This window comes from Xanthomonas hortorum pv. pelargonii (genome assembly GCF_024499015.1).
Taxonomy (GTDB): Bacteria; Pseudomonadota; Gammaproteobacteria; order Xanthomonadales; family Xanthomonadaceae; genus Xanthomonas; species Xanthomonas hortorum_B.
On record NZ_CP098604.1, the window covers coordinates 4043170 to 4056090 of the forward strand.

The 12921-nt window shown below is 62.9% G+C and carries 9 protein-coding genes and 1 pseudogene; 3 read left to right on the forward strand and 7 right to left on the reverse strand.

Going from position 1 to position 12921, the window contains the following annotated elements; translation table 11 throughout:
- Positions 1-16 precede the first annotated feature (16 nt).
- Positions 17-1832 (reverse strand): annotated as a pseudogene (locus tag NDY25_RS17410) (vWA domain-containing protein).
- Between the two features lie 380 nt (positions 1833-2212).
- Here NDY25_RS17410 and NDY25_RS17415 point away from each other — a divergent pair.
- Both NDY25_RS17415 and NDY25_RS17420 read left to right on the forward strand, forming a co-directional pair.
- Positions 2213-3277 carry a glycosylasparaginase gene (locus NDY25_RS17415; RefSeq protein ID WP_168958166.1) on the forward strand — a complete coding sequence of 355 codons (1065 nt, stop codon included), beginning with the start codon at positions 2213-2215 and terminating at the stop codon, positions 3275-3277.
- Complete coding sequence (locus NDY25_RS17420) at positions 3274-4005, forward strand: copper homeostasis protein CutC (RefSeq protein WP_168958167.1); 732 nt, start codon at positions 3274-3276, stop codon at positions 4003-4005. The genes NDY25_RS17415 and NDY25_RS17420 overlap by 4 nt, the downstream gene beginning before the upstream one ends.
- A gap of 620 nt (positions 4006-4625) precedes the next feature.
- Here the strand turns inward: NDY25_RS17420 and NDY25_RS17425 are convergent.
- On the reverse strand, positions 4626-5711 hold the full coding sequence (locus NDY25_RS17425) for a sialidase family protein (RefSeq protein WP_168958168.1): 1086 nt from the start codon (positions 5709-5711) through the stop codon (positions 4626-4628).
- 403 nt (positions 5712-6114) lie between these two features.
- Here NDY25_RS17425 and NDY25_RS17430 point away from each other — a divergent pair, with 403 nt between their 5' ends.
- A complete protein-coding gene (locus tag NDY25_RS17430) occupies positions 6115-6444 on the forward strand; it encodes a RebB family R body protein (protein ID WP_168958169.1) in 330 nt (109 codons plus the stop codon).
- 56 nt (positions 6445-6500) lie between these two features.
- On the opposite strand, the gene NDY25_RS17435 is transcribed toward NDY25_RS17430, so the two are convergent.
- The 5 genes from NDY25_RS17435 to rhuM all read right to left on the reverse strand — a co-directional run bounded on the left by NDY25_RS17435 (position 6501) and on the right by rhuM (position 12902).
- The gene (locus NDY25_RS17435; RefSeq protein ID WP_016904393.1) at positions 6501-6716 is read right to left on the reverse strand and encodes a hypothetical protein; all 216 of its coding nucleotides are present in this window, start codon (positions 6714-6716) and stop codon (positions 6501-6503) included.
- A 397-nt stretch (positions 6717-7113) separates the two neighbouring features.
- On the reverse strand, positions 7114-7860 hold the full coding sequence (locus tag NDY25_RS17440; protein ID WP_168958170.1) for a YgjP family zinc-dependent metalloprotease: 747 nt from the start codon (positions 7858-7860) through the stop codon (positions 7114-7116).
- Positions 7857-11147 carry a type I restriction endonuclease subunit R gene (locus NDY25_RS17445; RefSeq protein WP_168958171.1) on the reverse strand — a complete coding sequence of 1097 codons (3291 nt, stop codon included), beginning with the start codon at positions 11145-11147 and terminating at the stop codon, positions 7857-7859. Before NDY25_RS17445 ends, NDY25_RS17440 begins: the two co-directional genes overlap by 4 nt.
- Complete coding sequence (locus tag NDY25_RS17450; protein ID WP_233366461.1) at positions 11144-12445, reverse strand: restriction endonuclease subunit S; 1302 nt, start codon at positions 12443-12445, stop codon at positions 11144-11146. The genes NDY25_RS17445 and NDY25_RS17450 overlap by 4 nt, the downstream gene beginning before the upstream one ends.
- Entirely contained in the window at positions 12411-12902 is a 492-nt protein-coding gene (rhuM, locus tag NDY25_RS17455; protein ID WP_233366459.1) for a RhuM family protein, read from the reverse strand. Before rhuM ends, NDY25_RS17450 begins: the two co-directional genes overlap by 35 nt.
- Positions 12903-12921 lie beyond the last annotated feature (19 nt).

Genomic DNA, 12921 nt, shown 5'->3' on the forward strand with positions numbered 1-12921 from the left:
GCAAGCGCCGCGTGCATCAGTCAGTGTTGGCGAGTGGCCGGGGGCTCAGCGTGTCGGCCTGCTGCACCATGCGCAGAAAGTCGGCGCGGTAGCCGAAGCGGTCGCTGCCCAGGCTGCCGGCAGCCAAGGCGCGTACCTGCGGATAATCCCAGCCACGCAACTGACTGCCGCCACGCAGGCGCTGGCCGAACCCGGCCACTGCGGCGGAAAAGCGGAAGGCATCGCTGGTGGCGTTCAATGCCAGGCGGTGATCGTTGCTGACCACTGTGTCGAGGCAGCTTGCTGCGCTGGGCATCGGGGAGTTTGTAGCGCAGTTTGACGTGTGCCAGTTCGCTGTCGATTGCACGCACTTTTCGAGGTGTGGCGGTGTTGGCATAGCGCAACGGGTCCACCGATGCGTGGCTGTTGGTCGGAGTGATTTCGTACAGTGCGGTGACGGTGTGGCCGGCACCGATCTCGCCTGCATCGACCTGGTCGTTGTTGAAATCCTCGCGTTGCAAGGCACGGTTTTCATAGCCGATCAGGCGGTATTCCTTGACGGTGTCCGGATTGAATTCGACCTGGATCTTGACGTCGCGCGCGATGGTGACCAGCGTGGCGCCAAGCTCGTGGGTCAGCACCTTGCGCGCTTCCAGTGGCGAGTCGATGTAGGCGTAGGCACCGTCGCCCGCATCGGCCAGCTGTTCCATCAATGTGTCGTTGTAGTTGCCTGTGCCGAAGCCGAGCGTGGACAACGCCACACCGGAGCGCCGCTTCTCGGCGACCATGCCCTTGAGCTGATCGAAGTCGGTGACGCCGACATTGAAGTCGCCGTCGGTGGCGAGCAGGATGCGGTTGATGCCGCCGCGCAGATAGCCTTGCTGTGCCGCCTTGTAGGCCAGTTCGATACCGCTGGCACCGGCAGTGGAACCGCCCGACTGCAGGGCGTCGATCGCTTCGATGATCCGGCCTTGCTGGTCGCCGGGCGTGGGCGGCAGTACGACCGCAGTGTTGCCGGCGTAGGTCACCAGGGTGATGCGATCTTTCGCACGCAACTGGCGCACCAGCAGCTTGAGCGAGGACTGCAGCAGCGGCAGTTTGTCGGGCGATTCCATCGAGCCGGAGACATCGACCAGAAACACCAGGTTGGCCGGCGGCAAGTCAGCCGTTGCGATAGCGCGACCGGCGATGCCGACGCGCAGCAGCAGGCTGTCGTTGTTCCAGGGTGTGGGCGCCAGTTCGGTGCGCACCGCGAAGGGTTTGCCGTCGGTCGGCGCAGGATCGTCGTAGCGGAAGTAGTTGATCAGTTCTTCCACGCGCACTGCATCGACCGGCGGCAGCGTGCCTGCACTCAGGAATCGCCGCACATTGCTGTAGCTGCCGGTGTCCACGTCGATGCTGAAGGTAGACACCGGATTCGCTGCGGTCTGCACGATCGGGTTGTCGCTTAGCGTTTGATAGGTTTCGCGATTTTCGGCGGGTGCCGGCAGGATCGGCGGCATCGGAATGAGGTTGTCGAGCATTGGGCGACGCGCGACCAGTTTGGCGGCCGGTGCGCGTTGTGCCACGAAGGACTCGAGCGCGATGGACGCTGCAGGCATCGGCGATGGCATCACTGATGGCGATGATGGCGGAGGTGGTGGGCTCGGCGTGGAAGGCTGCTCCATTGCGTGTGCAGGGGCAGGCACTGCGAGCTGGCCTTCGGCGTGGGGCGTCGTCGATGCGGTGGGTTGCGAAGGCTGAGCGGTGGCAGGCAAGGCGGTGGTGCGCGACCGGTCGCTGTTCGGCTCGGTGGGTTCGTGCGAGCAGGCGCTCAGCAGCAGGGCGAGCGCAAGAAGGCTATGACGTGGCATGGGAATCCTTTGCGTGGCGAAGTGGGATGGGTGAACAACCGGACAGCCCGAGGTCGCCGTGCACTGCGCCTCTGTTGAGTAAACGGGCCAGTGCGGCAAATGGGGTTAAGTGGGTTGAAGATTTTTCGGTCGCTGGTGCGTGCTGCCGTGTGCAGTGCCAGCGGAGGGGGGGGATTCTTCCCTTCTCCCATCGGGAGAAGGTGGCGCGTAGCGCCGGATGAGGGTACGGCTGGGCAGGGCGCTGTCGGTCGCCCCGTGTGTTATGCGCGAATCCGCATTGCTGGGCGCCGCAATACGGTTTATCCGCACGCGGCGCTGCCGCATGATGGAAGGCTGTCGCCGCGCAGTGCGGCTGTCTGTTTCCTTCATGGAGTTCCCGGATGATCCAACGTCGTCACTTCCTCAAGAGCGCCACGCTTGGTGCGATCGCCTCCGGTCTGGCCGGGTGGGGTGCGCGTGCGCAGGCGGCGGTTGGTGCCAGTACGCCAGGCCGCGTTGCGGTGTTGCCGCGCGGCGCGGCGCGGGTGATTTCCACCTGGGATTTCGGCATTGCGGCCAACCAGGCCGCCTGGAAAATTCTCAGTACCGGCGGCATCGCGCTGGATGCGGTGGAAGCCGGCGTGCGCGTACCCGAAGCGGACCCGAGCAATCCCACCGTGGGGCTGGGCGGTTACCCGGATCGCGATGGGCGGGTGACATTGGATGCCTGCATCATGGATCACCTGGGCAATTGCGGCTCGGTGGCGGCACTGGAAGATGTGGTGCATGCGATCTCGGTAGCGCGCGCGGTGATGGAGAAAACCCCGCATGTGATGCTGGTCGGCGATGGTGCGCGTCAGTTCGCGTTGGAGCAGGGCTTCCCGAAGACCAAGCTGCTCACGCCCAGCTCTGAAGCGGCGTGGAAGGAGTGGTTGAAGACCTCGAAGTATTCGCCCGAGGCCAACATCGAAAACCGCGCCTGGCGCGATGCCAAGTTGCCGGGTGGCAAGGACAATCACGACACCATCGGCATGCTGGCGCTGGATGCGCACGGCAATCTGTCCGGTGCGTGCACCACCAGCGGCATGGCGTGGAAGATGCACGGCCGGGTCGGCGACAGCCCGATCATCGGTGCGGGCCTGTATGTGGACAACGAGGTGGGCGGTGCGACCTCGACCGGCGTTGGCGAAGAAGTGATCCGCAATGTGGGGAGTTTTGCGGTGGTGGAAATGATGCGCCAGGGCAAGTCGCCGGCAGAGGCATGCCGCGAGGTGGTGATGCGGCTGATACGGCGCAAGCCCGAGCTCACCCGCACACTGCAGGTGGGGTTTTTGGCAATGAACAAGCAGGGCGAGGTGGGTGCATTCGCGATCCAGAAGGGTTTCAGCTACGCGGTCTGCGATGCACAACGGCAGGATCTACTGGTGCCCGGTGAAAGCCACTACACCACTGAGCCTGCGGCATGAGCGCGTTGGGGCTGGAAGTGGCTGCCGATTCGCTAGGTTCGGCATTGGCCGCGCAGGAAGGCGGTGCGATGCGGGTCGAGCTCTGCGGTGGTCTGGATGGCGGCGGGCTGACGCCGTCGTTCGGCACGCTGGCGGTGGTGCGTGAGCGATTGCAGATTCCGCTGTATGTGTTGATCCGCCCGCGCGTGGGCGATTTCGTCTTCGATGCGGACGAGGTCGAGGTGATGCGGCGCGATGTGGAGCAATGCGTGCGGCTGGGCTGCGATGGCGTGGTGTTGGGCGCGCTGGATCCGCATGGGCATGTCGATCTGGCCACGATGCGGGCGTTGATCGAGGCGGCGGGATCGCTGGGTGTGACCTTCCATCGTGCGATCGATGTCAGTGCCGATCCATCGCGTGCGCTGGAAGATGCGATCACGTTGGGGTGCGAGCGGGTACTGACCTCCGGTGCGCGTGCAAGCGCGCTGGAAGGTGCCGACACCATCGCTGGGCTGGTGCAGCAGGCGGGCCAGCGCATCAGCATCATGCCGGGCGCAGGCGTCTCCGAAACCAATGTGCTTGCGCTGCGTGCAAGTACCGGTGCGCGCGAATTTCATGCCTCCTCACGTGGGCCGGTTGCGGCGCAGGTGCATGCGCCGCATGCGTACATCTCCGACCTGGGCGGCGATTACCAGCGCACCGATGTGGCGCGTGTGCGGCGGATTGTGGGGTTGTTGCAAGGGATGTGAGGCGTAGAGCGGTTGGACTGCGGCTTGGCTGCAGGGTCCTTGCCCGCCCACCCTCGCGGGACACGCTGCAAGTACGTCCTTGTAGCTCTTACGCGGCATCCATGCCGCGTAAGGTCCCGCGACGGTGGGCGGGCAAGGACCAGTGGAGACGGCCGGTGTGCATAGCTTTCAATAAAACAGTCAGCAAACTGTCTGGTGCGGTGTCCTCACCGATTGCGGGACCGTGTGGCGGCATGGATGCCGCCACCGAGCCCCCAGGGATGGGTTCACGGCGTGTCCCGCGAGCGGCGAGGGCACCGCGCCCTCGACTCACCTGGCTTTGATTGTTGATCTGCCGCTTGGCTGCAGGGCCCTTGCCCGCCCACCATCGCGGGACACGCTGCAAGTACGTCCTTGTAAGCTCTTACGCGGCATCCATGCCGCGTAAGGTCCCGCGACGGTGGGCGGGCAAGGACCAGTGGAGATGGTCGTTGTGCATGGTTTTAAGCAAAACAACCGACTAACTCTCTGGTGCGGCGCCCTCGACTGAATCAGGCTTGTGTCTTGCGCATTTGGCGGCATGTCCCGCGAGCGGTAAGGACACCGTGCGCTTGACTTACTTCCGGGCAATGCAGAAGTGACTATGGCATCGTGCCATCCGTACTGCCGCCAAGCCTCGCCGGATCGATCACTACATGTTTGATGCGTCGACGCTTCCAGGTGTAGCTGATGTGCACCAGGCCATCGCGGGTCTGGATCACGGCGGGATAGGAAAACTCGTCTTTTGCGCTGTTTTCCAACGTAAGCACACGCTGCCAGTGCACGCCATCAGTCGATAGCGCCACCGCAAGTGTGCCTCGGCCGTCCCACCAGTCCTTGCCGGCGATGCCGGGGTTGTAGACCAGCAGGGCGCGGCCGTCGCGCAGCATCACGGCGTCGGTGCCGGAGTTGGGGTTTTCTACGTCCAGCAATTGCATCGGTTGCCAGTGCAGGCCGCCATCAGTGGAGAACGTACTGAAAAGCTTGTTCTGCTGGCTTCGGCCCAATATCTGCACGCGGCCGTCTGCATGCAGCAACACGCTGGGCTGGATCGCGCCGATCACTGTCGGATCATTGAGCGGCATGCCGCGTTGCCAATGTGCGCCGTCGTCGTCGCTCCATTCCAGATGCGCGCGCCAGCCACGGTCTTCGCTGCTGCTGGGTGCGAGGATGCGTCCGTTCGGCAATTGCACCGGCTTGTTCTTGATCGGGCCGAGAATGCCGTCGGGCAGGCGCTGCGGTGGCGACCAGTGCGCACCGTCATCGGTCGATGTAATGCGCAGGCCCCACCAGTCGCGCGGATTCGGGCCGAGCTTGTAGTACAGCTGCACCGGCCCGGTGGCGGACTGAAACAGCACCGGATTCCAGGCCGGCAGTGCGGCGCCATCCACGCCTGCGTGTGCGCCGTCTGCGATGCGGCGCGGTGTCTGCCAGTGCTGCGGGCCGCGTTGGGCGAGCCAGATACCGACATCGGCCGCACCCTCGTGTGCGCCGCCGAACCAGGCCGCCAGCAGCGTGCCGTCGCGGGTTTCCAACAGCGTAGAGGCGTGCGCCTGTGGCGTCGGTGCCTGGTCGGCAATGAACTCGCTGAGCATGATCGGTGAGGGCGGCGGCATGGGCGATTTGGCTTGAACTGCGTAGGCAGCAAGGCTCGCAACAAGGCAGGTCAGCAGGCGTGACAGCGGCATTGTGGTCCAGTCCTGTGTAGATTTTAAAGATACATATTTATCATCTATTAAATACCATGTGCTCTGGTCAACCCAGGCGGCCGTGGTCGCCGACCACTGCGAGGACCCGCGATGTCGTCACACCCGCTCTCCCCATTGCGCTGACTGGCCGCACTTGGCCTGACCGCGTTGACCCTGCCCACTGCCATCGCGCAGAACTTCGCTGCGCCTGCGATGTGCATTGCGTAGGTGTTGTGGGGATTCAGTCGCACGCGCGCAGGCCGTTATCGAGATGACACGGTGTGCGGTGGGCTGCTGCATGGTCAGCGCACCGCGCGCAGTAGGCAGGTGCGATCGGCTTTCAGTGCCGATTGGCCTGCAACAACGCGCAGCGCCGTGTATCTGTCCACTCAGGAGCGCGCACATGGCTTTTCCAACCGCAGTCAACAATCAGATCACCGATGCCGTCACGCAGACCAACGTCAAGGTGATCGGCGAAGCGCCCGCCATGGCGATGGGCACGATCTACCATAGCATGGCCCATTCGAGCGGGATTCTCTTTGCTAACGCGGTGGCCGCGCAGCAGCAACAAAACACGCTAGCGCAGGCCGCCACCAACCAGGGCGTGATGCAGATCTACAGTCTCGATGCCACCGCTACGGCGGCGGACGTCGAGAAGGTCGCGCAAGTGGGCGTGGCCGACAATCTGACCAGTCTGCTCACCGTGCTCAAGGCGTTCAACACCGGCAAGTAAGGGCAATTGGCGACAGCTGCAGTGCTGTCGCCAATGTTTGTTGCTGACGCGAGCGCTCAGGCCGCGTCGTCGTCGCGCGCTTGCGGCGGCAGCAGGATCTGCGGCTGTTTGGCCGAGTGGGTCTGGCACAAGAACGTCATCAGGTGCGCCGCTTCGGTGCTGCCGATCGGCTGGCTGGGCGCGGGCTTGCTGTGGACGTGTTCGGCAAAGGCGTGCTGGGTCTGCTCCGGAACCGCGGAGACAGGGTCTTGCGTAACGGTGGACGACGACATGAAACGCTCCTGGAACTCACCAACCGACCGTCGCTCGCTGGAACGACGGGAATGCGCCACTGCCTTCCACAACGGCGTGAGCCGGTGATCTTGCCTGGAATGCGATCCGTTCGATACCGCACAGGTCGCAGACCCTGCGTGGGCAGTGGACGTCCAGATAGCGGCGGGCGCGCGGCGGTCTGAAGGGCCGTTGCTGAGACATGCAAACATCTCTGGCTGATCCGCTTCACGTTATGGCAACGCATGCAGCGGAGTCAGCCAAGAACCACTGCCCCAGCAGGCAGTAAGCAATAAGCAGTAAGCAGTAAGCAGTAAGCGGTAAGCAGTAAGCCTCCACTACGCCGACCACCCGAATGCTTGCCCCAGGCGGTCGGAGAAGCCCGACTGATCTAATTGCTCAGTGACGCAACGCCAGCTCGGCCAGACTATCCAGGCGTTGTTTGATCTCCCGCCAACCAGGCATATGGGCATCGAGCAGGCGATAGAAGGCCTTGCCGTGGTTGTGGATTTTCAGATGACACAGCTCATGCAGGATGACGTAATCGATACAGGTGCCCGGGACACGGATCAGGCCTAGATTCAAGCTGATCCTTCCCAAGGGTGAGCAACTGCCCCACTGGCGCTGCATCGTCCGCAGTGAGAGGGGTGGCACCTGCTTGATCCAGCGGAGTTGGGCGGCCATGTTGGCCACGCGCTGCGGTAGCAGCAACCTGGCGCGCTCGCGTTGCCAGACTTCCAGCGCTGCGCGCACCACCTCGGGCGCACGGCTGGGCACCCATGCTTCGACGTAGCCGCCACGCAGGTGGACGTCATGCATCTGGTCGTCAAGGATCACCTTCAGCCGGTAGCGCCGCCCCAGATACAGCACAGTTTCGCCACTGACGTATTCACGCGGAGCGACGTGCCGCAGGCGGTTTTCGATCTCCACCAAGCGCAGGTCGATCCAGCGTGCGCGCTGGGTCAGCGCGCGTCTGATCTGAACATCGGTCGCATGCAGCGGCGCATCCAGCCGTACGCAGCCATCGGGCTCCACATGGATGGCCACGCGTTGGGTGCGCCTTAGCGCGGATCGCCGGATCTGGCAGTGGATGCGGCGCTCGCCGTAGGTCACCACCATCTCGGCGTCGGTCTGACCTGGTGTCACGTGCGGCTGAGCCCAATGCGCGTGATGTGCACGACCTGCTCCACGATGGCCTTGGCATGGTCCAGCCCGACCAGATCGAAGATGGGCGGAAGCAATGTCTGGCGAATCTGTGACTCGATGCTGTGCAGGTTCAACGAGTTCTCGGCAATGGCGGTGCGCACCACGCCATCGATCGTCAGTGCCAGATCGGCCAGATGCGCTGTCTCTGCAGCACTCTTGGCGTGCATGGCATCCTCGCCCAATTCCAGCAGGATCGCGCCGTAATAGGCACTGGCATGGGGGTTGTCGGCCAATGCCACCGGAATACTGGGGATCTGCCTGACCTCCAGGCGCTGCTCGAAGGCCTTGAACACGGCGTACTGCTTCAAGGGATGATCGAACATGGCTTCTGCCTCGGCAATGGCCTCACGCAACAGCTCGCCGAAGACTTTTTGCGCGTACGGGTCGCTGGCCAGCTCCTGTTCGATGGTCTTGCGCAGACGCGTCTGGATCAGATCGGCCTCGTTGCGGGTCTTCTCCTCCGACCAGGTCTGCGGATCTTCGCGCTTGCCCAATTCGTGCACGACGTAAGCACCCGAGGATTCACGCACCTCGCGGCCAATCACCTGTTTGTCCACCAGCTTGCGGATCTGCTCTTCGTAGATGCTGTAGTCCACGGTTTCCATCGCATCCTGGCGTGCGGTCCTGCGCAACCCGGAGAAAAAGCGCAGGTCGTGCTTGTAGCGGTCGATCAATGCATCCGGAAAAGCGGCGTCTTCAAAGAAGCTGCGCGAGGAGAGTGCAGTCTGCAGGCACAGGCCGAACTCGGTCAGCACGGCGGAGAAATCGTCGCGCAGTTTCTGCCGCTCGTCGTAATCGGCGCCCTCTTCGTCAGCGACGAAGCGCGGGCTCAGGCGCTGCCGGAACTGCTCCGGATCGTCATGGCTGGCTAGCCCGTCGAAGAATGCCCATAACCTGGCATTGAGCGCGGGCAAGCGTCGGTACTCGGTACTGATCGCCTGGTAGAGGCCCTCGATATCGGCCACATCGAAGCCGCCTTGGGTACGTGTTTCCAGGTCCTGATACGCGCGTACCGCCGTGTCCAGTTCGGTCAGGATGCCGCGATAGTCCACCAGGATGCCGTAGCGCTTGGCGTCGTGCAGGCGGTTCACCCGTGCCACCGCCTGGATCAGGTTGTGGCCCTTGAGCGGCTTGTCGATGTAGAGCACCGCGTTGCGCGGCTCATCGAAGCCGGTGAGCAGCTTGTCCACCACGATGAGCAGGTCCGGATCGCCATCGCCACCGAAGTCGCGCACGGTCTGTCGCTCGTACTCTTGCGGATCCAGCCGTTGGTCGGTGATGGCCTGCTTCCACCATTTCTGCACCTCGGGCAGGGTGTCTTCATCGACGTCGCTGTTGCCCTCGCGGGTATCGGGCGGGGAGATCACCACCGCGCCTGTCACCAGTCCGGTCTCGTCCAGGGCGCGCTTGTAGCGGATGGCGTCGCGCTTGCTGTCGGTCGCCAGCTGCCCCTTCAGGCCCAACGGTTTGATGTTCTCGTTGAAATGCGCGGCAATGTCCCAGGCGATGAGTTCGATGCGATTGGCCGCCCCATAAATGGCGCGCTTGCTGGCGAACTTCTTTTTCAGATCCGCGCTCTGCGCGTCCGAGAGCCCGGCGGTGATCTTGTCGAACCAGCGGGTCACCGCCGCCGCGTTGACCTCCAGCTCCGGCACGCGTTCTTCGTATAGCAGCGGGGCCACGGTCTGGTCTTCGACTGCGCGCTGCATGGTGTAGGCATGCAGGATCGGGCCGAACTTGTTGGCGGCTTTCTCGTTCTTGAGCAGCGGGGTGCCGGTGAACGCCAAATAGGCCGCATTGGGCAGCGCCTTGCGCATGCGCTCGTGGGTTTCGCCGCCGTGGCTGCGGTGGCCTTCATCCACCAGCACGATCAAATCGGCCGAGGCGTTGTGGCACTCGGGCAGCTTGGCGGCGGTGGTGAACTTCTGCACCAGCGAGAAGGTGATGCGCTCGCTGCCCTGGCCGATGCGGCGCGCCAGATCGCGGCCGGTGGTGGCCTTGCTGCGCTCACCTTCTTTTTTGGTGCCGACGGCCGAGCCAAACGCGCCGCCGCTGATGAAGTTGCGCGACAGCTGCGCCTCCAGGTCGGTACGGTCGGTCACCACCAGCACCCGGCACTGGGTCAAGGCCGTATCCAGCACCAACGCCTTGGTCAGAAACACCATGGTGAAGCTCTTGCCCGAGCCGGTGGTGTGCCACAGCACGCCGCCCTGGCGTCCGCCGTCGGGGCGACGCGTGCGGATCTGCGCCAGCAACGCGCGGATGCCGAAGAACTGCTGGTAGCGCGCCACGATCTTGCCGACCTTGCGGTCGAACAGCACAAAACCGCGCAGCACCTCCAGCAGCCTGGCCGGGGTGAGCAACCCGGCCAACAGCAGGTCCTGCTCGGTGGGCAGCATGGGCTTGGCCCACAACGTCTGGCAGTAGGCCCGCAGCGGCGCCGGCTTGTCTGCCAGCAGGGCATCGCGGGTAGCCGCAGGCAGTGGCAGGTTCTTGAGGCGGCTCAGCTGCGCCTGGTCGACCTGCTCGTCGCGCCAGCGCGCCCAGAACTTGGCCGGGGTGTGCGTGGTGCCGTAGCGCGCCTCGGTCAGGCTGATTGCAAGTAACACTTGCGCATAGGCGAACAACTGCGGAATCTCTTCTGCCCGCTGGTTGCGCAATTGCTGGCTCACCGCTTCGGCCACCATCGATTTGCCGGCATGCCCGGCATCGGCGCGCTTGGTTTCGATCACCACCAGCGGCAGGCCATTGACGTAGCCCACGATGTCGGGCGTGCGCGTATGCGTGCCGTGGGTGGAGAGCACCTCGCATTCTTCGGTGATGTCCCACAGGTTGTGGGCTGCATCGCCCCAGTCGATCACCGCGATGGTGGGCTGGTGCTTCTTGCCGTCAGGCATGAACTCGGTGACGGTGATGCCCAGCGTCAGCAGTTGATACAGCCGCTCATTGGCAGCCAGCAGCCCATCGCCCAGCGGCAGCGCCGACAGCTCGCGCACGATCTGGTCGATGCCACTCGGCGAGAGCGGGTAGGTCTGCCCCTTGTAGTCGAAACGACGGCTCTGCAACGTCTCGATCAGGCGCGGCAGCAACAGCACCTCGCGGGTGCTACCGCGCAGCGCCAGGCAGTGCGCACTGCTGAGGTAGCGCCAGCCCAGGTTGCACAGCAGGTGCAGTGCGGGCAGCTGCGCGCTGGCCTGTTCGCGGGTGTCCGGGGCGCTGTGCGTCATGCGTGTGCGGCCTCGTCGGCTGGCAGGCGCACGCGGCGTTTGCCGGTGAGGAGTTGGGACATCAGGGCGGATTTTTCTTCGCGCAGCAGGTCCAGCTGGTTCTTGATCAACGCAACTTCGCGGCCGCCTTGAGCCAACATCGTCGCAATCGCCTGCTGCTCTTCTACGGACGGCAACGGAATGTGGATGCGTTGGAAGTCCTTCCAGCGCAGGCTTCCGCGGCGGTCCACAGAGGCATTGATCGCAGACGCAAATATCTGGCGGTAGTGCTCTGTCTTGAGAAGCGCAAACAGGTAGGCATCAACGACCTTATCGTTTGTCTTGAAGATCGTGTACATAGGGCTGATCAGGCCGGCGTCGTACAAGTTCTGATAGCCGATGGAGCCTTCATCGATATGATTCGTTGCATAGACGAAGCAGCCCCGAGGAGCAACCTTGTAGGTGGACGTATTTAGGCTAAAAACTTGTTTTTTGAAGTATTTCAGTGAATCCACCAGCCCGTGGTGTTTGGTGCAGGACAAGACCGGGTGGGGCTCCGAATCGCCTAATTTTTCGCTGATTTCTGCAGCGACATCGCCGATTCGGGGGTAGTCCCACTCCACTGGAACTGAGCCATAGGGCGTGTTCCTCTTATGCCCACTAGCAGTGAAGCCCGCAAGACGTGCCTTGCCGGTCAATACTTGCTGTGAAAGCAGCATCTTCTGGTGACGACTGTTGGCTAGCAGTCGCTCGGTGGTGGCGATGGCTTGATCCCAGGTGGAGAGGATGTGGGCGATGCGGCGTTGTTCATGCAAGTTCGATGGGAGTGCCAGCTGAAAGTCCCGAATGTCGTTTGGACTAATATGAGGGACCGCTGTTTCTGTCTTTTGACCTTTTAGGTGTTGGCTAAACTGTCGAGTTTGAAATAGCTGCGTTAGATAACCTTGTTCGACATGGCTCTTTGCGCGAAGTCGAGCAACTCGCTGGACCAAGAGGCATGGGAGGTCATGCTGCTTTACAACGCTGCACTTCAATCCCGCGCCCACGAGTGGTCGATCCATTGCAATTACGATATCACCTTGACGCATTTCGTATCGCTGAAGCTGTTTCGCATACGGTGTCGCCCAATGCTTAGCATCGTCCCAGCGAAGAGATCCTGGCACCACGTTGTCACCGCGAAGTAGTCTTACTGTTGATGCATTTGGTTCTGCATAATGTTGACTGTTGAATGCATGGCCTGTTAGCAGTTCGGTGCATTCTCCAGCGCTGATTTGAAGCCAGTCTTTAGGAAGCATCTCGTGGCCCTTTGTTTTTTGCATGCAGGCCTTCCCTGCGCGCCGATTTCTCCACTAACTCCAGTGCCCTGATGTCCTCCACATCCGCTGGTAAGGGTTCTGCTAGGCGCCGCTTGGCATCGAACGCGGCATAGCGCTCATGCACGATCTGCTGCATGCGCTCGTGGCTGACCGTACCGGCATCTTTCAACAACGGCCGTTCGTTGAATTCGACAAAGCGGTCCACGTGTTGGCGCCAGTCGTCCATGCGCAAGTCCCGGCGCTGGCTGGCGCGGTCCTCGGCGTAATTCAAAAACATTGAGGGGACGCGGTTCAACTGCGCGACCTTCTCTGGGTCGAGAGCGTTCCTGGCAAAGATGAGATCGTTCTTGCGCACGCGGCTGGCTTTCCCGCCGGTCAGTGCGATGTGGGGCTTGCTGGGCTTGGCAGGTTCGACCACCAGGTGCGCAGCGGTCTTCTGGCCGTGGGCGGCAGTTGTCACGGGTTCCTTGACGGCTGAC